General features: G+C 74.9%; 18 protein-coding genes and 1 pseudogene. 9 read left to right on the top strand and 10 right to left on the bottom strand.

Annotated features, from left to right (window positions below; all coding sequences use genetic code 11):
• Nucleotides 1–68: 68 nt before the first annotated feature.
• Nucleotides 69–1,100 (bottom strand): TIGR03885 family FMN-dependent LLM class oxidoreductase, encoded by a 1,032-nt coding sequence (locus HLV61_RS09515; RefSeq protein WP_369254651.1) that lies wholly within the window; start codon nt 1,098–1,100, stop codon nt 69–71.
• Between the two features lie 191 nt (nt 1,101–1,291).
• Between HLV61_RS09515 and HLV61_RS09510 the strand changes: the two genes are divergently transcribed.
• Both HLV61_RS09510 and HLV61_RS09505 read left to right on the top strand, forming a co-directional pair.
• The gene (locus HLV61_RS09510) at nt 1,292–1,615 is read left to right on the top strand and encodes a trypco2 family protein (protein WP_369254649.1); all 324 of its coding nucleotides are present in this window, start codon (nt 1,292–1,294) and stop codon (nt 1,613–1,615) included.
• 21 nt (nt 1,616–1,636) lie between these two features.
• Nucleotides 1,637–4,708 carry an NB-ARC domain-containing protein gene (locus HLV61_RS09505; RefSeq protein ID WP_369254647.1) on the top strand — a complete coding sequence of 1,024 codons (3,072 nt, stop codon included), beginning with the start codon at nt 1,637–1,639 and terminating at the stop codon, nt 4,706–4,708.
• Between the two features lie 74 nt (nt 4,709–4,782).
• On the opposite strand, the pseudogene HLV61_RS09500 reads toward HLV61_RS09505, so the two are convergent.
• Nucleotides 4,783–4,971 (bottom strand): annotated as a pseudogene (locus HLV61_RS09500) (MerR family transcriptional regulator); the annotation flags it as partial.
• A gap of 104 nt (nt 4,972–5,075) precedes the next feature.
• On the opposite strand from HLV61_RS09500, the gene malQ reads away from it, so the two are divergent.
• Nucleotides 5,076–6,965 (top strand): 4-alpha-glucanotransferase, encoded by a 1,890-nt coding sequence (malQ, locus tag HLV61_RS09495; protein ID WP_369254645.1) that lies wholly within the window; start codon nt 5,076–5,078, stop codon nt 6,963–6,965.
• 70 nt (nt 6,966–7,035) lie between these two features.
• Here malQ and HLV61_RS09490 read toward each other — a convergent pair whose 3' ends face one another.
• Nucleotides 7,036–9,675 (bottom strand): ExeM/NucH family extracellular endonuclease, encoded by a 2,640-nt coding sequence (locus HLV61_RS09490; RefSeq protein WP_369254643.1) that lies wholly within the window; start codon nt 9,673–9,675, stop codon nt 7,036–7,038.
• Between the two features lie 359 nt (nt 9,676–10,034).
• Between HLV61_RS09490 and HLV61_RS09485 the strand changes: the two genes are divergently transcribed.
• Both HLV61_RS09485 and HLV61_RS09480 read left to right on the top strand, forming a co-directional pair.
• The gene (locus HLV61_RS09485; protein ID WP_369254641.1) at nt 10,035–10,199 is read left to right on the top strand and encodes a hypothetical protein; all 165 of its coding nucleotides are present in this window, start codon (nt 10,035–10,037) and stop codon (nt 10,197–10,199) included.
• Between the two features lie 72 nt (nt 10,200–10,271).
• Nucleotides 10,272–10,475: a hypothetical protein gene (locus HLV61_RS09480; protein WP_369254639.1), complete on the top strand. Its 204-nt coding sequence runs from the start codon at nt 10,272–10,274 to the stop codon at nt 10,473–10,475.
• Nucleotides 10,476–10,509: 34 nt separating this feature from the next.
• Here the strand turns inward: HLV61_RS09480 and HLV61_RS09475 are convergent, their stop codons facing one another.
• Entirely contained in the window at nt 10,510–11,745 is a 1,236-nt protein-coding gene (locus HLV61_RS09475; RefSeq protein WP_369254637.1) for an MFS transporter, read from the bottom strand.
• 33 nt (nt 11,746–11,778) lie between these two features.
• On the opposite strand from HLV61_RS09475, the gene HLV61_RS09470 reads away from it, so the two are divergent.
• Nucleotides 11,779–12,192, top strand: coding sequence for a hypothetical protein (locus HLV61_RS09470; protein ID WP_369254635.1), 414 nt, complete (start codon nt 11,779–11,781; stop codon nt 12,190–12,192).
• A 21-nt stretch (nt 12,193–12,213) separates the two neighbouring features.
• A complete protein-coding gene (locus HLV61_RS09465) occupies nt 12,214–13,056 on the top strand; it encodes a DUF998 domain-containing protein (protein WP_369254633.1) in 843 nt (280 codons plus the stop codon).
• 279 nt (nt 13,057–13,335) lie between these two features.
• On the opposite strand, the gene HLV61_RS09460 is transcribed toward HLV61_RS09465, so the two are convergent.
• On the bottom strand, nt 13,336–14,283 hold the full coding sequence (locus HLV61_RS09460; RefSeq protein WP_369254631.1) for a DMT family transporter: 948 nt from the start codon (nt 14,281–14,283) through the stop codon (nt 13,336–13,338).
• A gap of 93 nt (nt 14,284–14,376) precedes the next feature.
• A complete protein-coding gene (locus tag HLV61_RS09455) occupies nt 14,377–15,126 on the bottom strand; it encodes an SDR family oxidoreductase (protein WP_369254629.1) in 750 nt (249 codons plus the stop codon).
• An 86-nt stretch (nt 15,127–15,212) separates the two neighbouring features.
• On the opposite strand from HLV61_RS09455, the gene HLV61_RS09450 reads away from it, so the two are divergent.
• On the top strand, nt 15,213–16,796 hold the full coding sequence (locus HLV61_RS09450; protein WP_369254627.1) for a helix-turn-helix domain-containing protein: 1,584 nt from the start codon (nt 15,213–15,215) through the stop codon (nt 16,794–16,796).
• Nucleotides 16,797–16,858: 62 nt separating this feature from the next.
• Here HLV61_RS09450 and HLV61_RS09445 read toward each other — a convergent pair whose 3' ends face one another.
• From HLV61_RS09445 to HLV61_RS09435, 3 genes are all read right to left on the bottom strand, one after another.
• Nucleotides 16,859–17,617: an SDR family NAD(P)-dependent oxidoreductase gene (locus HLV61_RS09445; protein WP_369254625.1), complete on the bottom strand. Its 759-nt coding sequence runs from the start codon at nt 17,615–17,617 to the stop codon at nt 16,859–16,861.
• A 78-nt stretch (nt 17,618–17,695) separates the two neighbouring features.
• On the bottom strand, nt 17,696–18,439 hold the full coding sequence (locus HLV61_RS09440; RefSeq protein ID WP_369254623.1) for a DUF5995 family protein: 744 nt from the start codon (nt 18,437–18,439) through the stop codon (nt 17,696–17,698).
• Between the two features lie 36 nt (nt 18,440–18,475).
• Nucleotides 18,476–19,054, bottom strand: coding sequence for a TetR/AcrR family transcriptional regulator (locus HLV61_RS09435; RefSeq protein WP_369254621.1), 579 nt, complete (start codon nt 19,052–19,054; stop codon nt 18,476–18,478).
• 93 nt (nt 19,055–19,147) lie between these two features.
• On the opposite strand from HLV61_RS09435, the gene HLV61_RS09430 reads away from it, so the two are divergent.
• On the top strand, nt 19,148–20,029 hold the full coding sequence (locus HLV61_RS09430) for an SDR family NAD(P)-dependent oxidoreductase (protein ID WP_369254619.1): 882 nt from the start codon (nt 19,148–19,150) through the stop codon (nt 20,027–20,029).
• On the opposite strand, the gene HLV61_RS09425 is transcribed toward HLV61_RS09430, so the two are convergent.
• A complete protein-coding gene (locus HLV61_RS09425; RefSeq protein WP_369254617.1) occupies nt 20,011–21,822 on the bottom strand; it encodes a PucR family transcriptional regulator in 1,812 nt (603 codons plus the stop codon). The two genes, HLV61_RS09430 and HLV61_RS09425, sit on opposite strands and share 19 nt — an antisense overlap.
• Between the last annotated feature and the right edge of the window lie 72 nt (nt 21,823–21,894).

Genomic DNA, 21,894 nt, shown 5'->3' with positions numbered 1-21,894 from the left:
CATGAACGCGACACGCGCCGACACGCCGGCGGGTGCGACACACAGCCGATGATCAACACGGGCGGCGCCTACTTCAGGAGGGCGGGCTGCGGCTCCTGCTCCGGGCGCAGCGGCCGCGTCGCCACCGCGGGCGCGGGCCGGGTGACCCCGAGCTGCGGCAGCACGGACTCCCCGAAGGCGTCGAGGAACGGCCGCTGCTCCTTGCCCACGTGGTGCAGGTAGACCTGGTCGAACCCGAGGTCGACGTACTCGGCGATCCACTGCGCGTGCTGCCCGAGGTCGGAGGACACCCGGACGGCGGAGGTCACGTCCTCGGGGCGCACGTGCGCGCTGGCCTGGTCGAAGGACGTCGTCGTGTCGAGGTCCCAGCACAGCGGCGGCGGGAAGACGTTGCTGCGCCACTGGTCGTGCGCCATCGCCAGCGCGCGGTCCTCGTCGGGGTCCCAGGAGACGTGCACCTGGATGGTCAGCGTCCCCTGGCCGCCCGCGTCGCGGTACGCGCCGATCACCTCGCGCAGCACGTCGTGCGGCTGGTTGATGGTGACCAGGCCGTCGGCCCACTCGGCGTGCCGGGCGGCGGTGCGGGCGGTGACGGCGGGGCCGATGAGCGCCGGCTGCTGCTCGGGCAGCGTCCAGATCCGCGCCCGGTCGACGACGACCAGCCCGTCGTGGCTGACCTCCTCGCCGGCCAGCAGCGCACGGATCACGTCGATGCACTCCCGCAGGCGGGCGTCGCGGATGTCCTTGTTCGGCCACACGTGCCCGGTGACGTGCTCGTTCATCGCCTCGCCGGAGCCCAGCGCCGCCCAGAACCGGCCGGGGAACATCGCGCCGAGGGTGGCGATCGCCTGCGCCACGATCACCGGGTGGTAGCGCTGGCCGGGCGCGTTGACCACGCCGAAGGGCAGCGAGGTGGTGGCCAGCGCGGCGCCCAGCCACGACCACGCGAACCCCGACTGGCCCTGCCGCGGGTTCCACGGCTCGAGGTGGTCGGAGCACATCGCCGCGGTGAAGCCGACGTCCTCGGCGTGCGCGACGGCGGTCAGGAGGTCCGCCGGGTGGATCTGCTCGTGGGAGTTGTGGAAGCCGATCACGGTCACCGGTCGTGCCTACCGCAGCGTCGCGGCCCGCGCCCGGTGGACCGGCAGGCGCCGCAACCGCCGCGGCCCACGTCGCATGCGGTCCGACCCGACGACCGTCGGCCACAGGTGCTCGCGTCGTCGGGATTGACGCCGCGGTGACGCCTTCCGGTGTGTCCTCCTCGAGTTCGACCGACCATGGGGGTGTAGCCGTGTCCGAGGAGATCGCAGCAGGACTCGCCGAGACCATCGCCGCGCTCCGCTCCGAGTTGGCGGCCGCGTTGGTCGAGGGGCAGGGACACCCTCTGCAGTTCCGTCTCGGAGACGTCGAGATCGAGTTCCAGCTGGCCGTCACCCGGGATGCCTCGGCGGATGGCGGTGTCCGCTTCGGCGTCATCTCCTTCGGCGCGAAGGGCGGCTTGTCCAACGAGGCCACGCACCGGATCTCCCTGACGATGCAACCGGTCGAGGTGAAGGCCGGTGGGGTCGCCGTGCCCGCACAGATCAGCGGCCGCACGTCCGGCGAGCCCGAGTGACCCGGGCTGACGGAGCGCACCGTGTCGCTCGAGCCGTCCCGGGTCACCGAGATCTACGTGCCCGGCAGGGAAGCCGCACAGACGGCTGAGGGAAGCGTGGGCTCCGGGTACCTCGTAACACCGAGGCTGGTGCTCACGGCCAAGCACGTGGTGCAGGCGGCCGTCCCCACCTCGCTGGAACCGGCACCCGACGAACACCTCACCGCCGAGCGACTGGCGGCGCTGACCGCCGACAACCCACGGTGCCGGATCAGGCCCCTCGACCGGGACCAGACGTCCTTCCGGGACGCTTCGGTCGTCTGGACACATCGCGAACTCGACGTGGCACTGATCGCCGTACTGGGCGCCGACTGGCCCGTGCGCCCCGAGCTGTCGACCTCATGGACCGACATCACCGGCTTCGAGGCGACCAGGTGCACGGCCGTAGGCTTCCCCGTCGTCGACCAGGTGCCCGGACGCCGTGTCCGGGAGAGCCGGCAGGTGTTCGGGGAGATCCCTCCCTTGTCACAGTTCAAGACCCAGCGCTGGGCGATCGCGGTCCTGCACGGCATCGGGACGACCGCGCCGCCCGGTCACCACCTGTATCCGCCGGAGAGCTCGTGGGCCGGCATGTCGGGTGCGGCGGTGTTCGTCGATGACGAACTCGTCGGCGTGATCGAGTCGGATGTCGACGCCGGCGACCGGACCCGCCTGGAGCTCCGGGCTCTGCCGGCGCGCACCTTCGCCAGCGACCCGGACCTCGTCGCCTGGCTGTCGGCCGACTCGGGACCTCGTGCGTGGACGAGGTCGTCGCCCCACGGACACACCACCTCTCCGCGATCGGCCAGTGGCGTGTTCCTGGACGTGTCGGTCCCTGCGGCACGCACGCTGGTCGGTAGGACGGGACTGCTCACGGACGTCCGGCGTCGCCTGGTGGCCGGCGAGGACACGGCGCTGCTGTCCGGCCTGCCGGGGGCTGGCAAGACCGCCCTGGCCGTCAACGCCGCCCGGGACGACACGGTCCTCGGACGCTTCTCGGACGGGCGTCTCTGGCTCCCCGTCGGACGGCAGAGCACGACAGGCCTCAGCCACTGGGTCCACCGCATGACCTCGTGGGCCCAACAGCTCGGGGTCAGGGCGGATGAACGGGCCGAGGCGCAGAGCGCGGAGGACGGCCCCCGCATGGCCCAGCTGGTGAGCGAGGCCCTCGGCGAGCGGAGGGCCCTCCTGGTGTTCGACGACGTGTGGTCCCGCGAGGATGCGCTCCTCTTCAAGGACATCGGGACGAACTGCGTCCACCTGCTGACCACCCGGATCCCGAAGGTGGCCGCTCTCTTCGCCGACCAGGCGACGGTGGTCGATCAGCTCGATCGGCGTGCATCGCTGGAGCTCGTCGAGCACCACTGCCGTGGGGCACACCAGATGTTCGGTGAGGATCTCGAGGCCGTCCTCACCGTGGTCGACGGCCTCCCCCTGACGCTCGTGCTGGTCGGCGTCAAGCTCCGCCAGGAGGTGGCCGAGCTCGGTAGCGACGCTGGGCGGGAGTTCCTCCACGACGTGCTGTCGGCGGAGGAGAGACTGCAGCTGCCCCTCGACCTCCCCCAGCAGGACCTCCCGTTGGTCGGCAGCCGGCACCGGACCCTGCAGGCCGTGATCGGTCTGACGACCGAGGGGCTGGAGCCCGACGAGCTCGATGCGCTACGGGCGCTCACGGCCTTCCCCCCCAAGGCCAACACCTTCTCGCGGGAGGCGGCCAGACACGTCGCGGGTGGACGACGGCACGTCGACGTCCTCCGCTCGAACGGCCTGCTCGAGCTGGTGGACGTCCAGGGTCGCCGGATGACGATGCACCAGGCGATCGCTGACTTCGCGCGGCGAGGTCAGGAGGGAGACGACGACGCCTTCGGCCGCATGGCCGAGTACTTCGTCGACTACGTGGGACGAGAGGTCCAGGGATCTCCCTCGGACAGCTGGGTGGACACGCTGGACGCGGAGTCCGAGAACATCCGCGCCGCACTGGAGTGGACTATCCGGAGAGGCCACAGCCACCTCGGTCTGCGGATGATGGCAGCGCTGTGGCCCTACTGGTACGAGCGCAGCCTCTTCGCCCGGGGCCGGGACCTCGCCGACCGCATCCTCGCCATCCCACCCACCCAGGACGCCGACGAGGTCGAGTACCGCATCCTCAGGGCGAAGGTGCTCAACGACGCCGGCAACTTCGCCTACAACATGGCCGACCTCTCCGGTGCTGAGAAGCTCCACACGGAGGCCCTCGCCATCCGGACGTCGCTCGGCGAAGAAGCCCTCACGGCGGGCTCGAAGAACAACCTCGGCCTGGTCCTGCGGGAACGCGGGGACCACGAGGCCGCCCGTGCCTCGTTCGAGGAGGCCCTGGAGATCAACGAGCGGACCCGGCACACTCAGTGGCGGCTGTGGCGTGGCATGAACCTGAACAACCTCGGCATCCTCGACTACCGGCTAGGCCGGTTCGTAGACGCGCGGGACCGCCAGTGCGAGAGCGTTGCGCAGTTCGACGAGATGGGCCATGCGTGGGGCCGCGCGATGGCCCGGCTCGACCTCGCCCAGTGTCTGATCGCCCTGGGCGATCCCGACGTCCCCGGGATGCTGGCCGCACTCCTCGAGGAGCGTTGGGCCGTGCGCGACGACAAGGCCGTCGCGACCGCCCTCCGGGCACTCGGTGACCTGGCTCTGCGGAATGCCGCTCCTGCTGCCGCGAGCCGCCTGTTCCTGGCGGCCCTGCAGCTCTCGGCTCCGCTGTCCGACCGGCTTGGGGAAGGGATCGCCCTGCAGGGACTCGTCCTGGCCTCCCACGCTGTGGAGGATTGCCGCCTCGGTGGCCGTGCCAGTGGAGCACTGCGGGGATACCAGGAGATCAGCGGTGTCGTGCCACCGCCGTGGCAGGTCCGACGACTGACGGACGCGCAGCAGGACCTGCGGCGGGTGGACCCGGCCGGGTACGACCGCGAGGCCGCCGCGGGTCGCCAGGTCGCGACCGCCGGCATGTCCCACCTCCGTGACGCGTTGGGGTCTGCGGTCCCCGACCTCCGCCCGGAGGACGAGGTACGCCGCTTCCTCGGCAGGCCGGCTACGTGACAGGTGCCCGCGGGCCATCCGTGACGGCGCGGCGGGCGGTCAACAGTTGCCGGACGGGCGGGCAGCCCGAGTCCCAGTCCGCGCAGCGTGCGGACCAGGTCCAGGCGGGCGACGGCGCGGGGGCCGTAGAGCCGGTAGCCGCCCGTCGAGCGGACCGGCGGGTCGACCAGTCCCTCGTCGGTCCAGAACCGGACGGTGCGCACCGGCACGCCCAGCCGCGCGGCCACGGCGCCGATGGTCAGCCGCACGTCCCCGTCGTCCATCCCGCGACCCTGCACCCTCCAGCGGCTGGAGGGTCGACGGAGGGAGACCGGCACCACTCCCGCCCTGCGCTGCGATCACCCCGGGCGCACCCGAGGATCGGGGGGTGACACGCACCAGCAGCACCGACCGCTGGGGCGTCGACGCCACCTGGCTCGACGCCCTCGACGAGGAACACGAGGTCGCGCAGGCCACCATCGAGCGCCTGCGGGAGGTGATCGGCGAGCCGCCCGAGGACCTCGAGCACCGGGCGCCCATCGTCGCCCGGCCCGGCGACGCCCTGGAGGTCGACGAGGCCGAGGTGACCCTCGAGGACGGGTCCACCCGGCACGTCGACGGCGAGCTGCCGGCCGACTTCCCCCTCGGCTACCACTGGCTGCAGGAACCCGACGGGCCGCGGCGCCGGCTCGTCGTCTCCCCCGGCCGCTGCTGGCTGCCCGAGGACCGCGCCTGGGGCTGGGCGGTGCAGCTCTACGCCACCCGCAGCCGCGGCAGCTGGGGCATCGGCGACCTCGCCGACCTGCGCGCCGTCCGCGAGATGGCCGCCGCCCAGGGCGCCGGCTTCGTCCTCATCAACCCGCTGCACGCCGTCGCGCCGACGCCGCAGCAGGAGGCCAGCCCCTACCTCCCGGCCACCCGCCGCTTCCGCAACCCGGTGTACCTGCGGGTCGAGGAGGTGCCCGGCGCCGACCGGGTCGACCTCGACGGCGACGCCGGCCGCGCGCTGTCCGACGGCGAGCTCATCGACCGCGACGCGATCTGGGCGCGCAAGCGCGAGGTGCTGCGCCGGGTCTTCGACGCCACCGGCCGCGACGACCCCGCCTTCCCCGACTGGTGGTGGCACCAGGGGCAGAAGCTGCAGGACTGGGCCACCTGGTGCGCCCTGGCCGACGTCCACGGCCCCGACTGGCACACCTGGCCCGAGGAGTCGCGCGACCCGCGCGGCGCCGCCGTCGGCGCCTTCGTCGCCGACCGCGAGCACGAGGTCGCCTTCCACGCCTGGCTGCAGTGGTGCCTGTCGCTGCAGCTGGACCGCGCCACCGAGGGCATGACCGTCATCCAGGACCTGCCGATCGGCGTGGCCGGCGGCGGTGCCGACGCGTGGACCTGGCAGGGCGTGCTCGCACAGGGCGCGACCGTGGGCGCGCCGCCGGACGAGTTCAACTCGCAGGGGCAGGACTGGGGCTCCCCGCCGCTGGTGCCGTGGCGGCTGCAGGAGGCGGACTACGAGCCGTTCGTCGAGTCGATCCGCGCCACCATGGCCGGCGCCGGCGGCCTGCGCATCGACCACGTGATGGGCCTGTTCCGGCTGTGGTGGGTCCCCTCGGGCGGCAGCGCCGCCGACGGCGCCTACGTCCGCTATCCGGCCGAGGACCTGCTCGACATCGTCGCGCTGGAGAGCCACCGGGCGCAGGCCGTCGTCGTCGGGGAGGACCTCGGCACGGTGGAGGACGGCGTCCGCGAGGCCATGGCCGAGCACGGCGTCCTGTCCTACCGCCTGCTGTGGTTCGAGGACGACGACCCCGCGGAGTGGCCCGAGGAGGCGATGGCCGCGATCACCACGCACGACCTGCCCACGGTGGCCGGGCTGTGGAGCGGCGCCGACCTCGAGGAGCAGCGCGAGCGCGGGACCGGCACCGACGAGGAGCTCGAGCGCGGCCGGTCGTCGCTGCTCGAGCGCCTGCCCGGGCTGAAGAAGAAGGCGAAGGTGGACAAGGCGGTGAAGCGGGCGCACGAGCTGCTGGCGCGCGCGCCCTCGCTGCTGCTCTCGGCCACCCTGGACGACGCCGTCGCCGAGCGGCGCCGTCCGAACATGCCCGGCACCACCGACCGGCCCAACTGGTCGCTGCCCCTGCCGGTGCTCGTCGAGGACCTGCCGTCGCACCCGCTGCTGCAGCAGGTCGCGCGGACCCTCGCCGAGGGCGTCGCGGCGACGACCGACCCCGAGGAGGACGCGATCGGCGAGCAGGCCGGCGGGGAGGCCCGCGCCGACTGATCCGGCCCCGACACGCGTCCGGCGCGGCACCCGCTCGGGGTGCCGCGCCGGACGAGTATCCAACTGCCGATCAGGACTCGCGACCGCCCTGCTCGCTGCTGCCGGCGCCGCGCCCCTGGTCCAGGACGTCGGTGCCCGGGCCGCCGACCAGCGTGTCCTCGCCGTTGCCACCGGTGAGGGTGTCGTCGCCGAAGCCGCCGAGCAGCCGGTCGTCGCCGTTCTCACCCGTCAGCCGGTCGTTGCCGGCGCCACCGCAGATGACGTCGTCGCCGTTGCCCCCGGTGATCGTGTCGTCGCCACTCAGGCCCATGATCACGTCGACGCCGTTGGTCCCGCGCAGCACGTCGTCGCCCGCGGTGCCGCGGAGGGTCGGCGCCAGCCCGTTGCAGCGCTCGTCGAGGTCGATCCCGACCAGCAGCGGGTCGTGGTCGCTGGAGCGGTACGGGGTCGCCGCGTAGAGCGCCTCGTCACCCGAGTACTGGTAGGCGAACGACTCGACCGAGTTGATGTTCCAGTGCACCGCACCGGTCACCTTCGCGGTCAGCGACGCGGTGGCCAGGGCGTGGTCGAGCGAGCCGGACAGCGCGTCGAAGACGTAGCTGTACCGCTCCGCGTCCCACCGCGAGCCCAGGTCGGCCAGGCCGGCCTCCTCGAGGGCCACGATCGGGTCCTCCCGGGTGTAGGCGTTGTAGTCACCCAGGGAGACGACGTCGGGATCGCGTTCCCGCAGCTCCCCGACGAAGGCGGCGAGCGACTCGGCCTGCCGGATGCGGTCGCCGTTCCAGGCACCCTGCCCGTCGCCGGCGTCGGCGTTGTCGCCGGTCGCGTTCTCGCCCGAGCCCTTGGACTTGAAGTGGTTCGCCACGACGGTGAACAGGTCGCCGTCCGTGCTGAACGTCTGGGCCTGCGGCTCGCGGGCGTTGTCCCAGACCTCCTCGTCGACCAGGCCCACCGGGTCGCCGACCGGCTGCACGACCCCGACCTGGTAGATGATCGCGCTGCGGATCACGTCCCGGTCGACCTCGTAGAGCTCCTCGGGCAGCGGGACGTGGGCCCACTTCTGGTAGCCGGCGGCGGCGTTCAGCCGGCCCACGAGGTCGGCCAGCGCGGCGTCGGCGTTGCCCGGGCTGTGGCCGGTGGAGTCGGTGTCCTCGATCTCCATGAGCGTGACGACGTCGGCGTCGAGGGCGTTGACGGCCGGGACGATCTTGCCCGCCTGCTGCTCGAACTCCCGCGCACTCGTGGCCCCGCGGGCGTTCGGGCCGCTGAGGGTGAGGAAGTAGTTCAGCACGTTGAAGGCGCCGATCTGCACGTCGCCACCGACCTCGCCGGGCGTCTGCGGGCGGGTGTCCTGCTGCGCGAGGACACCCTGGGCGGTCCCGTCGGCCGGCTGCAGGCGCCAGGCGGTGAAGCCGTAGCCGAGGACCAGCGGCTCGGTGAAGGTCAGCCCGTCGCCGACCCGGACCGGCGTGCCCGGCGAGAGGTACGGGCGGGTCGTGGTGGTGACCCGCGCGCTGAGGCCGTCGTCGAGGACGATGCTGCGCTGCGCGTTCGCGGCGGCGATGGCCTGCGCCTCGGCGCCGGGGCGCGCGAGCTCCGTCGGCTGCACGAGGACGCCGCCCGCGGAGAGGGTCAGCTCGCCGAAGCTGGTCAGGTCGAAGACCTCGCTGACCGTGAGCGTGTCGACCGGCTGCACGTGCATGCCCTCGAGCCGCTCGCGCTCGGCGTCGCCCGCCGGGAGGTCCAGCGGCGCGGCGGCCGGCAGGTCCGCGGCGGTGCCCTCGGCGCAGACGGCAGCCGCGGCGGGCGAGCTGATCTGCGTCTGGCCGCCGAACTCCTGCGCCTGGCCGGTGACAGCGACGGTGTCACCGAGCTCGACCGCGACCGGGCTGAACACGAACACGCCGTCGGAGGTGGAGGCATCGCCGTCACCGTCGGGATCCTGCAGGTGGAAGCCGGACAGGCCCGGTACGTCGCCGACGACGACACCGCGCACGGTGACCGTCTCGCCCGCGAGCGGGGTGGCGGTGCCACTGCCCTGGACGGCGCCGATCTCGTGCGTCGGGGTGGTGTCGCAGGCGTCGGTGGTCGGCAGCGGGGGCGTCGTGGTGCCACCGCCGTTGACGACACCCTTGCTGTTGTCGCCGAGCGCCCAGGACCCACTGGTGTCGGTGGCCGAGGTGGAGGTCCGCGACAGCGACCTGCCGGGCGTCTCCGTGCCGGCCTCCGAGATCCCGATGTCGGTGCTGGTCATCCCGGCGGCTGCGGTGCCGGGCGCCGCTGTGATGACACCCTCGTAGGAGAGGAACTCGACGACGCTGCCGGTCGGGTCGACGAGGGCGAGTCCGTCGTACGGCCCGTTCTGGAACCCGTCCACGGGGTAGTCGACCACCGCCGCAGCCGGACCCGTGACGGCCGGTAGCGCGCCCAGGTCGTACTGGGCGGCGGCTCCCCTGTTGGCGCCGCTGGTGCCGCCGTTGTACAGCGCGATCCGCCAGCCGGCCGAGGTCGTGCCGGCGGGGAAGGTGACCTCGACGAACTCACCGGAGTCGGTGCCTGCGTCGTCGTAGTGGATCTCGGAGATGAAGGGCGTGGTGGGCGGAGCAGCGGACGCGGTCGCCGGGAGACCCACGACGGCGGCCGACACGGCGGCCGCACCGAGGACGGCGCGGCGCGCGAGCAGGCGCCGGGAACCGGTTGACGAGAGCACGGGTGACCCTTCAGGCAGGTGCGGGGACGTGAGCGAGGCTAAGGACGCTCGGTGCACACTCCAACAACACGAAGTGACGACGAGGTCACCGTACGCTCGGACTGTTACCCACATCACAGGACGGACGGCGTGTCGATCTGTCGACACGCCGCCGACCCGCCGCGGGCACCCGACCGCCGGTTGATCGAACGGGTGTTCGAGAGGCGTGCCAGACTGCCCGGGTGGCAGGCGGGATGCACGGGGGCAGGTCGCGACCCTCGCTCGGGGAGCGCGCCGCCGACTCCGGCGTCGCGCCGCCTCCCGCGCCGGATCCGCCGCGTCCCGCTCCGCGCACGACCGCCGCGGGCCGCCACTGCTGGGTGCACGCCCCGCCGGGCGCGGACGGCACCGTCCCCGGGCTGCTGGTGGAGTGGCGTCAGCACTCCGGCGGGTGGCAGGGCCGGGTGGCCTACGCGGTCCCCGGTCCGCACGGCGCGGTCCTCGTCGAGGCCTGGTTCCCGGCGGGGTCCCTCGAACAGCGCTGAGGTGTTTCCGCGACCGCCCGGCGGCTATGGCCTCCCGTCGAGAACGATCGACGACGCAGCGGAGGTACCGCGATGACCACCCCACCCGACCGCCCGACCCTCGACGACGTCATGGACACCGAGGAGTCGGCGCCGCGCGACCGCCAGGCGCACGGCAAGGCCGACCCCCGGCCCAGCGACGAGGCCTTGCAGCACCGCACCGAGCAGGAGCGGCAGGCCGTCGGCTCCGACGACGCCGACCCGGCCGGCGCGGAGCCCCACGCCGCCACCGACTGACCGCCCGGGGGCGGGTGCCGACCGGCGCCCGCCCTCAGCCGCGGCCGGGACCCGCGCTGCGGCCCAGCAGCAGGGCCAGGAGGAGCGCGCCGCCGATGCCGGTGCCCGCCACCGCCACCGCGCCCGGCCACCCGGCGGCCGCCCAGGCCCGGCCGGCCAGCGTGCCGCCCACCGAGGACCCGACGTAGTACCAGAACGAGTACAGCGAGGCGGCCTGCCCGACCGGTCGGTCCCCCGTGGCGGCGCGCGCGGCGACCCAGCCGCTGGCCACACCGTGCGCGGCGAAGAACCCGACGGTCAGCACCGCCAGGCCCGCGACGAACAGCGCCAGCGGCGCGGCCAGCGTCAGCGCCAGCCCGGCCGCTGTGAGCGCCAGTCCTACGGGGACGACCACGCGCCGTCCGGCCCGCTCGGCGAGGCTCCCGGCGAGCGGCGCGGCCGCCGACCCGAGCAGGTAGGTCAGGAAGACCAGCCCGGCCAGCGCGGGCGACAGGCCGTAGGGCTGCGCCTCCAGCCGGAAGGTGCCCGCGTTGTAGACCGCCACGAACCCGCCCATGAGCAGCGCCGCCAGCCCGTACAGCCCGAGCAGCACCGGGTCCCCGAGGCCGCGCGCGAGCTGCCGCAGCACCGGCGTCTGCCGCGGTACCGGCACGAAGCGGCGCGGCGCCGGCAGGAGCACCCACACCGCGACCGTGCAGGCGACCGCCAGCCCGGCGATGCCGCCCAGCGCGGTCCGCCAGCCGCCGAGGTCGGCCAGCACGCCGGCCACCAGACGGCCGCTGAGCCCACCGATCGCCGTCCCGCCGACGAACAGCCCGATCGCCCGCGAGCTCACCGACGTGTCGAGCTCCTCCCGCAGGTAGGCCACGCCGACGGCCGGCAGCCCGGCCAGCGCGAACCCCTGCAGGCCGCGCAGCCCGAGCAGCACCTCCCACGCCGGTGCCGCCGCCGTCAGCACCGCCAGGCCGCTCGAGACGGCAAGCGCGGCCCGCAGCACCGAGGTGCGGCCGATCCGGTCCGACAGCGGGCCGAGCACCAGCAGGCCGAGGGCCAGCCCCGCCGTCGCCGCGGAGACCGACAGCGTCGCGGCCGCCGGCGAGACGCCGAAGGCGCGGGTCAGCTCCGGCAGCAGCGTCTGGGGCGCGTAGAGGACGGCGAACACCGCGAGGCCGGCGAGGAGGACCGCGACCGACGCGCGGCGCAGGGCCGGCTCCCCCGCCCGGTGCCCGCGGGGCAGCGGCCCCTCGTCGGGATCGGACGAGGGCGGCACGCGCCCATCGTGCCGGGCTGCTGGGATGACCTCGTGCCCCGCCTCCAGCCCGCCGACGTCGCCTGCTGGGTGGTCAAGACCGCGCGGCCACCGGAGGTCGTGGTGCCCGGGTGGCGGGCCGGTCAGGCCGCTACGTTCTCCCGGTGCCTGCGCCCCTCCTACCGGCTGGGGCTGATGCGCCCCGGCGCGCCGTGCCTGCTGTGGCTCAGCGGCGCCGACCGGCCCGGTGTGCACGCCGTCGGGGAGCTGGCCGGGGAGGTCGGCGAGGACCCCGGTGGCCCGGCCGTCCCCGTGCGGCTCACACTGCTCGCCGCCCCCGTGCCGCGCGGTGACCTGCTGGCCGACCCGGTCGCCCGCGACGCCGAGGTGCTGCGCATGCCCGCCGGCAGCAACCCCTCCTACCTCACCCCCGCCCAGTACGCCGCCGTCCTCGGCTCCCTCGCCTGACCGGCTGGGACCATGGGTGGCGTGCCGAGCAAGTGGATCCCCTGGGGAGCGGTCGCCTGGCTGCTGACCCTGCAGTTCTTCGTCGTCGAGACGATCGCCCAGGTGCGGTCGGTACTGCCGTACTCGCGGTCGGCCGACGTCATCAGCGCGCTCGGTGACGCCGTCCAGCCGGCCTCCTCGCTGATGAACGCGTCGTTCGTGGTGCAGGCCGGCCTGATCGGCGCAGGGGCGGTGGCGCTGCTACCGGCCCTGCGCGGGCGCGCGGCGCGGCCCGCGGTGGCGCTGCTGGGCGTCGCCGCGCTCGGGGTGCTGCTGGTCGGCGTCTTCCCGCGGCTGACCTCGCCGGCCCTGCACACCGCCGGCGCCGCCCTCTACCTGGTCGGCAGCGGGCTCGGCGTGATGGCGCTGGCCTATGCCGTGCGGCCCTGGTCGGAGGCGCTGGGCACCACGCTGGCCCTGCTGGGCCTGTTCGGCACCGCGATGACGGTCTTCTACGGCGCCGGGGTGGTGGGGTTCCTCGGCGAGGGCGGCACCGAGCGCGCGGCGGCCTACGTGCTGCCGGTCGCGATGGCGCTGGCCGGCCCGTCGCTGTGGTGGCTCGGCCGCACCCGCGCCGAGCCGGACACCAGCCGCCCGACGCGGCGCCAGCTCAAGGTCCAGGAGCGCGAGCGGGAACGGCTCGCGCGGGCCCGGCGCGCCGCCGAGCGGGACGACGCGCTGCAGGCCGCCGCCCGCCGCACGGCGCCGGCACCGGCGACCACGGCCGACCACCTCCACGACGACCACCTCCACGACGACGACCTGCACGACGACGACCTGGACCCCGACGACCCGTGGGCCGGGCCGCGCCGCCGCGAGCGCTGAACCGGTCGCGGCCGTTCCCGGGCACGGCCACCAGGGGATCGTGACCGCCGACGAGACCGCGCCCACGATGCAGGAGATCCCCGTCGACGAGTGCCACCGGCTGCTGGCCGGCCAGGAGATCGGGCCCGAGCACCGCGCCGCCCTCGTGGCGCGGACCGAGGCGACCGGGGTGACGCCCTGGGCGCCCGGCGGGCACGGGCGGTGGCCGCGGCTGATCCCGACGTCGGTCACCGGCCGGCGGATCGTGCCGGGCGAGCCGCCGGCCGTGGACCCCCGCGCCTACCTCGGACGAAGCACCCCCTGCCCCCCACCACTCGCAGGCTCGCGGCGGGGCCCTGCAGAGGGCCGAGGAGAAGACGGGCTCCGCCGCCGCGAGACCGCCACCCCGGCCAGGCAGACCACCCCGCCCACCACGGCGAGCGGCGCCGGCACCTCGTCGAGCAGCAGCCACGACAGCAGCACCACCAGCGGCGGCACCAGGTAGGTGGTGACGCCGAGCCGGCCGGCCTCGGTGCGCGCCAGCGCGTAGGCCCAGGTGCTGAACGCCAGCGCCGTCGGCACGACGCCGAGGTAGACCATCCCGAGCACCGACGACGCGGGCGCCGTAGCCAGGTCCGACGCCAGCGCCCCGGCCCACGGCAGGCAGCACCCGGCGCCGATCGCGCAGGCGGTCGCGGTCACCTGCAGGGGCGGCAGCCGGCGCAGGACCGGCTTCTGCGCCACCACGCCGACCGCGTAGGTCACGGCGGCGACCAGGCACAGCAGCACCCCGAGCAGGTCACCGCCGCTCCCCCGCCCGGCCAGCCCGATGAGCAGCACCCCGGCGAACGCGACGGCCAGCCCGGCCACCAGCCGGCGGGGGAAGCCCTCGCCCAGCCACACCCCGGCCAGGACGGCGATGAGGATCGGGCCGATGTTCACCAGCATCGCCGTCGTCCCGGCGTCCAGGTGCTGCTCGGCGGCGTTGAGCGCCACGTTGTAGACGGCGAACCAGCCGATCCCGCAGACGGCCAGCAGGCCCCACTCGCCGCGTGTCGGTGCCACCCAGCCGCGACCCAGCGACAGCAGCACGAGCACCGCCGTCCCGACCAGCAGCCGGCCGAGCGCCAGCGCGCCGGGTGAGAGGTCGGCGCCGACCGCCCGGATGGCGATGAAGGCCGAAGCCCAGGCGACGACGGTGACGACGACGGCGGCGAGGACCGGCGCGGAGGTCGGACGGGCGGGCACGGACCGGACCCTAGGTCGCCCCCGGGGCCCGGGACCGGCGCTTTCCGGACCTGGCGCTCGCCTTGCGCAGAACGGCAGGGCCGCTGCGGTCGGTCAGGCCCTCAGGTGCTCGGCGTAGGTGCGCCGGCCGCGGGCGGCCCGCGGTCCGGGCAGCACGCCGCCCTCGCGGAACGCCGCGGACAGCCTGCCCGGCAGCGGGGTGGCCACCACGCGCGTGCCCGGCTCGCGGGCGGCGGCCCAGGCGCGGGCGATGTCGGCCGCGGCGAGGTCCTCGGGGCCGCCGAACTCGACGACGCCGGAGGTGGCCGGCCCCGCGGCGACCTCGGTGAGGAACCCCGCCGCCTCCGTGACGTCCACCGGTGCGGCGCTCCAGCCCATCGGCACGATCAGCACCGGCCCGCGGCGGGCGGTCGCCATCATCTCGTCGACGAAGTGGTGGAACTGGGTGATCCGCACCAGGCTCACCGGCAGCCCGGAGGCCAGCAGCACCTGCTCGGCGGCGTACTTGGCCCGGTAGTAGTTCCAGGGCACGCGGTCCACACCGACGATCGAGACGTAGACCAGGTGCTGCAGCCGGTCGCGGTCCAGCGCCTGCACCAGCCGCCGGGTGCCGGCGACGTCGACCTCCCACGGGTTCCCACGCGGGTCGCTGGCCGCGTGCACGACCACCTCGGCACCGCGGACCGCCGTCGCCAGGTCGAGGCCGGTGGCCAGGTCACCGCGCACGCCGCCCGGCCCCGCTCCCCGACGTGACATCTGCCGCACCTGGTGCCCGGCCGCCTGCAGCGACGGGACCAGGACCCGGCCGAGCGGACCGCTTCCTCCGGTGACCACGACGTCCATGGGTGCAGTCTGGCCGGACCGGTCCTTCCCGTTCCACCGGCGTGCCGCGGCATCCGTATCTCATCTGCGAGATACCGTCTCCTCTCGTGACGGCGACCGACCTCCCGGCCGAGACCACCTCCCTCCCCGCGACCGGCTCGCTCCCCGCGGCCAGTGCCACCCGGCGCATCGGGCTGCTGGTGCGCGACGCCCGGCGGCACCGCGGGCTGACCCAGCAGCAGCTCGCCGAGCGGCTGGGCACCAGCCAGAGCGCGATCGCCCGGATCGAGCAGGGCGGGCAGAACCTCACCCTCGAACTGCTCGGGCGGCTGTCCGAAGCGCTGGAGAGCGAGCTGATCAGCGTCGGCCCGGCCGGCCCCACCCACCTGCGGGTCACCGGGGGCACGCCGCTGCGCGGCAGCGTGACGGTGAAGTCGTCGAAGAACGCCGCCGTCGCCCTGCTGTGCGCCTCGCTGCTCAACCGCGGCCGGACGACGCTGCGCAACGTGGCCCGCATCGTCGAGGTGGACCGCATCCTCGACGTGCTGCGCTCGATCGGCGTCGCGGCCACCTGGGACGCCGGCGGCCGCGACCTGACCCTGCAGGTGCCCGACGAGCTCGACCTGGCCGGCATCGACGCCGACGCCGCCCGGCGCACCCGCAGCATCATCATGTTCCTGGGCCCGCTGCTGCACCGGGCGCAGGCGTTCCGGCTGCCCTACGCCGGCGGCTGCGACCTCGGCACCCGCACGGTGGAGCCGCACATGATCGCGCTGCGCCCGTTCGGCCTGGACATCGAGGCGCACGCCGGCGAGTACCACGCCTCCGTCGCCCCCGCGGCCACCGCGCGGCGGACCATCGTGCTGACCGAGCGCGGCGACACGGTGACCGAGAACGCGCTGCTGGCCGCCGCCCGCGCCGAGGGCACCACCGTCATCCGCAACGCCAGCTCCAACTACATGGTCCAGGACCTGTGCCTGTACCTGCAGCTGCTCGGCGTCGGCGTCGAGGGCCTCGGGACGACGACGCTCACGGTGACCGGCCGCGCGGTGCTCGACGCCGACGTCGACTACACGATCAGCGAGGACCCGGTCGAGGCGATGAGCCTGCTGACCGCGGGCATCGTCACCGACTCCGAGCTGACCGTGCGCCGCGCGCCGGTGGAGTTCCTGGAGATCGAGCTGGCGGTGCTGGCCGAGATGGGGCTGCGCTACGAGCTCTCGCCGGAGTACCTCGCCGACAACGGCCACACCCGGCTGGCCGACGTCACCATCTCCCCGTCGCAGCTCAAGGCCCCGATCGACAAGATCCACCCGATGCCGTTCCCGGGGCTCAACATCGACAACCTGCCGTTCTTCGCGGTGATCGCCGCCTCGGCCACCGGCTCGACGCTCATCCACGACTGGGTCTACGACAACCGCGCGATCCACCTGTCGGACCTGACCCGCCTGGGCGCCGACGTCCGGCTCATGGACCCGCACCGGGTGCTCGTCACCGGCCCGACCCGCTGGCGCAGCGCGGAGGTCGTGTGCCCGCCGGCGCTGCGCCCGGCCGTCTGCATCCTGCTGGCGATGCTCGCCTCGCGCGGCACGTCGGTGCTGCGCAACGTCGACATCATCGCCCGCGGCTACGAGCACCTCTACGAGCGCCTGGTCGAGATGGGCGCCTCCATCGAGGTCTTCTCCGACTAGCGGGGCACAGGAAGCTCTCCGCACGTCCTCGCGACCAGGACGTGCGGAGAGCTTCCTGTGCCTCAGCGCTCCTGGGCGGTGGGGCGGACCAGCACCTCGTTGACCGCCACGTGCGCGGGCTGGCTGACGACGTAGAGGACCGCCCGGGCGACGTCGTCGGCCTGCAGCGGCGTCATCTCGGTGTACATCCGCTGGGAGGCGGCCTTCGCGTCGGGCTGGGTGATGTGGTCGGTCAGCTCGGTGGCCACCGCGCCCGGCTCGACCAGCGAGATCCGCACGCCCCTGGCCGTCACCTCCTGGCGCAGCGACTCGCTGAAGGCGTTCACCGCCCACTTGCTCGCGTTGTAGACGCCGGCACCCTTGCGCGCGGTGCGTCCGGCGACGCTGGAGACGTTGACGACGTCGCCCGAGCCCTGCTCGACCATGCCGTCGATCGCGGCGTGGGTCATGTACATGAGGCCGAGCACGTTGGTCGACAGCATCCGGCGCCAGTCCTCGACGTCGGCGCCGACGATCGTGCCGAGCAGCATCACCCCGGCGTTGTTGACCAGGACGTCGAGGCCGCCGAGCTCGGCACGCGTGCGGGCGACGGCGTCGCGGCAGGACGCCTCGTCGGTCACGTCCAGGTCGAGGGGCAGCACGCGGGTCCCCTCACCCTCCAGCTTCGCGGCCAGCGCGGACAGCCGGTCGGCGCGGCGGGCGCCGATCGCGACGGCGGCCCCGGCCTGGGCGAGCGCGACGGCGGTGGCCTCGCCGATCCCCGACGACGCCCCGGTGACCAGGGCGACCTTCCCGGACAGTGGTCGGCCGGCGTCGGTCATGCGGTCCTCCTCCCGGGCCGCCTGCGTGCGGCACCCCGGACAGCCTGCGCCCACCCGCGGCATCCGGCAGCACGGGACTCAGTCCGGCGGCAGGCTGACGCCGAAGCCGCGGACGGCCAGTCGCAGCAGCACCGGCCCGCCGCGCTGCAGGTCGGCCACCCGCGCGGCGGCCGCCGCCTCGAGCTGCGCCGTCCGGCGGGCGAGCTCCTCCGGCCCGCGCAGCCGGGCCCGGTGCAGGAGCGTCGTGTTGGCCCACACCCGCCGCCGCGACTCGCGCAGCAGCACCCGGGTCGCCGCCCGGTTGAGCCCTCCCGTGAGCCGGTCCAGCGGCGTGCGCGGGCTCCCGGCCGCCTGCAGCTCCCGGTCCTCGGCGGGCACGCGCGCGGCGAGCACCTCGTCGATCGCCTCGTGGTCGCGGCGGCGGGAGTCCAGCAGCGGCGGGTCGGCGAAGTCGGCCGGGCCGATGACCCGTACCAGTGACTGCGGCAGGTCGTAGTTGATGTGCGCGTTCATCCCGAGCAGCACGTGCGCCTCCGGCCGGGCCGCCGGGTCGGTGCGGAAGGCGGCGCGCCAGGGCGCCGGCGGGGTGGCGGGGTCGCGGCGGTGGGCGTCGAGGGCGTCGAGGTAGAGGCCGGCGAAGTCGACGTCCCACGCGGTCACCCAGTCCGGGTCCTCGAACCGGCCGGCGTCGATGGCGGCGTTCACGGCCCGCGTCGTGCGCAGGTAGGTGCCCAGGAAGTGGCGGGCCGGGTCGCCGGCGGCGGTCACGTCGTCGAGCAGCTCCTGCATGCGGGCGACGAGCTCGTCCACCGGTGCGGTCACGCGGCGATCCTCCCCGGGACGCCCGCGGTCCGCCGGTCAGGCCTCGAGCAGGCCGGGCAGGCGGTCGAGCGCCGCCGTCAGCAGGTCCGGCAGGTCGCCGGGCCCGCCGGCCAGCCAGTCGGCCTGGGCCACCTCGAAGCAGGCGACGACGAGCTTGGCGAGCAGCAGCCCGTCCTGCTCGGGGACGCCGCGCCCGGCGACCAGCCCCTCGGCGAACGCCGCCTCCCAGCGGCGCAGCTTGGCCGCCGCCCGCGACCGCAGCGCCGGCACGCCGGCCACCACGCGCTCCCGGGTGAGCAGCACGTCGCGCAGCGGGGCGACCTGCCCGGCGATGGCGACGGCGGCCGAGCGCAGCGCCGCCCACGGCGGCAGGCCGGCCGGCGCCCCGGCCACGGCGGCCCGGGCCGAGGCGAGCAGGTCGTCCTCGAGGCCGAAGAGCAGGTCCTCCTTGTCGGCGAACAGCCGGAACAGCGTGCTGCGCGAGACGTCGGCCGCCGCGGCGACCTGTTCGGTGCTCGTGCCCGCGTAGCCATGCTCGGCGAACAGGGCGACGGCGCGGCGGGTCACCTCGGCGCGCAGCCGACGGCGACGCCGCTGTGCGGCTGTCTCCTCCACCGGTCCTCCTGTTGACACGACGTCCAGTTCTGACACAGAGTCCCACATCGGGACGACGTCCCGGAAGTACCCGGCGAGGACGCGGGAGACGCGATGGACGGCAGGCGCACGGCACTGGTCACCGGGGCGACGTCGGGACTCGGGCGGGCCGCCGTCGGGCTGCTGGCCGCCACCGGGGACTGGCGGGTGCTGGCGGGCGCCCGCGACCCCGGCCGCGGCGCGCAGGTGGCCGCGGAGCTCGGGGCGGCCGCGGCCGTCGTCGAGGTGGACCTGGCCTCGCTGGACTCCGTCCGGGCGGCCGCCGCCTCCGTCGCCGCCACCCGGGCCCCCCTGGACGCGCTGGTGCTCAACGCCGGCGTGCAGTTGCCCGTCGCCGACCGGGCGAGCGCCGACGGGTACGAGCTGACCTTCGCGGTCAACCACCTCGCGCACTTCGTGCTCACCGTCGAGCTCCTGCCGCACCTGGCCCCGGGCGCCCGCGTCGTCGTGGTCAGCAGCGGCACCCACTGGGGCACCTGGCGGAAGTCCGGCCCCTTCCCCGCGCCGCGCTGGGCCGACCCGCGTGAGCTGGCCCGCCCCCGGCGGGAGTCCGGGCAGCGCGCCTACGCCACGTCCAAGCTGGCCAACGTCCTCTTCGGCGCCGAGCTGGCCCGCCGGCACCCGGAGGTCGACGTCGCCGTGCTCGACCCCGGCCTGGTGCCCGGCACCGAGCTGCACCGGAGCTACCCGGCCCCGGCGCGCGCGGTCTACAGCGGCCTGGCGCCGCTGCTGGCCCGGCTCCCGTTCGCGTCGACGCCGGAGCGCGCGGCGGCCGTGCTCGCCGCCGCCGTCACCGGCCCGCCCGGCACCAGCGGGCGCTACCTCGAGCGCGGCGCCGAGGCGCCGTCCTCCCCCGCCAGCCGCGATCCCGCCCGCGCCCGCGAGCTGTGGGAGGCCAGCGAGGAGCTCACCCGCCCTCAGACGAGCGCGTCGTAGCCGTCGTCCGGCGGGAGCAGCCCCGAGTCGACGGGCGGGCGGTGCGGCTGGTCCAGCCCCCGCATGCGGGCCGCGTGCAGGGCCAGCAGCAGGTTCAGCCGCAGCGTGGGGTCGGTGGTGAAGGGCCCGAGCAGCCGCTCGAGCTTGCCGATGCGGTACCGCATCGTGTTGTAGTGGAAGTGCAGCCGGCGGGCGGACTCCGCGACGTTGAGGTTGGTCTCCAGCAGCACCCGCAGGGTCTCGCGCAGGTCGGCGGAGTCGGGGTCGGCGGCGTCGGCCAGCGTGCCGAGCACCTCGTCGACGTAGGAGCGCAGCTCGGTGCTGTCGGGGATGAGCGACAGCAGCCGGAAGACCCCGAGCTGGTCGAAGTGGGTGACCGCCGCGGTCCCGTGGATCTCCTGGCCGACGCCGAGCGCCCGCTGCGCCTGCTGGTGCGCCTCCCCCAGCGCCGAGATCGACTCGGCGGGGCGGCCGATGCCGGTCCCGAGCACGCGGCCGACCCGGCGCACCCGCGCGTTGACCCGGGAGGTGACCGCGGTGACCAGGGAGGTGACCTCCTCCGGCGTCCGCCCGTCCAGCGGCAGCACGGTGACGATCTCGGTGGACAGCCCCGCGACGGCCGCGCCGGTCACCTCGGTCTCCAGGGCCGCCCGCCAGCCGTCGGCCAGCCGGTCGAGGACGTCGAGGGCGCGGGTCGGGTCGGCCTGCGGGTCGGCAGCGGTCTCGGTGGCGGTCACCAGGACGACGACGGGGCCGTCGAGCCGCCAGCCGAACGAGCGGGTCTGCGCCAGCGCGCGCTCGGTGTGCCGCAGCGAGCCACCGACCAGCCGCCGCACGAGGTCGCCCTGGAAGCGCAGCTCGACGGAGTGCACCGCCTGCTGGCGGATGACCGACAGCGCCGAGATGACGGCGGCCCGCTCGAGGACACCGCCGGCACCGACCACCATCTGCCCCGTCCGGTGCACCGCGACCAGCCAGCCGTGCCGCTGGTCGCCGGCCATGATCGGCGCGACCGCGTACTCCCCCACCCCGCCGGGCAGCTCGTGGTGGCCGGGCACGAGCAGGATGCCGTCGGCCGGCGAGAGGTCGGCGTCGGCGAGGACGTCGGCCGGGGTGACCACGGTCTGGTCGGCGCGCACGCCCGAGAGCCGGTTCGACGGCGCCATCATCGCCAGCTCGTCCTCGGCCTCGGCGTCGAGCAGCCACAGCCAGTCGCTGATCTCGGCGACGTCGTCGGCAGGGCCGGCACTGGTGGTGATCTCGCGGTCGGAGCCCAGCCCGAGGACGGCGGCGCCCTCGAGGTAGGTGGCCAGCTGCTCGGTCACCTCGGGCAGGCCGCCCCCGCTGAGCGCGACGTCGATGAACTGGTCGTGCATGCGGGCCGAGAGGGCCAGCGCCTCGCTCTGCTTGCGCACGACGGCGCCGAGGACCTCCGAGACCGCCTCGTCCATGCGGACGCCGGCCGGCAGCGCCACCACCGGGAAGGCGTGCCGCTCGGCCTCGGCCAGCAGCTCCGCGGGCACCGGCGGCGGGCCCTCGGTGCGGCGGAAGGCCAGTGCGGCGGCGCCGACCTGCACCAGCCGCTCCACCAGGGCCCGGCACGCGGCGGGGTCGGCGGGGGGCAGGCGGGCCCCGAGGACGACGAGGACGTCGGGTCCCGCGGCGGCGAGCGGTGCCGACGGGTCGTCGACCACCATGTGCCGTACGGTGCGGTCCGCGCCCGCGCGGCCGGCGACGACCTCGGCCCCGGCCAGGCGGGACAGCCGCAGGGCCTCGTCGACCCGCAGGCCCACCCGGTCACGCCACTCGGTGCGGTCGTCTCGGGCCGGCGCGGTCCGGGGAGGGTCCTGCCACCCCCGGGGCAG

Source organism: Geodermatophilus amargosae (assembly GCF_041028265.1).
Lineage (GTDB): Bacteria > Actinomycetota > Actinomycetes > Mycobacteriales > Geodermatophilaceae > Geodermatophilus > Geodermatophilus amargosae_A.
Note: the sequence above shows the minus strand (reverse complement) of the source record. Positions and strands in the feature narration are given on the sequence as shown.

Bases quoted from the DNA above. Each gene is read 5' to 3' on its own strand.
- HLV61_RS09480 (WP_369254639.1), top strand. From the start codon at position 10,272: ATGACCACCCCACCCGACCGCCCGACCCTCGACGACGTCATGGACACC.
- HLV61_RS09455 (WP_369254629.1), bottom strand. From the start codon at position 15,126: ATGGACGTCGTGGTCACCGGAGGAAGCGGTCCGCTCGGCCGGGTCCTG.
- HLV61_RS09445 (WP_369254625.1), bottom strand. From the start codon at position 17,617: ATGACCGACGCCGGCCGACCACTGTCCGGGAAGGTCGCCCTGGTCACC.
- HLV61_RS09430 (WP_369254619.1), top strand. From the start codon at position 19,148: ATGGACGGCAGGCGCACGGCACTGGTCACCGGGGCGACGTCGGGACTC.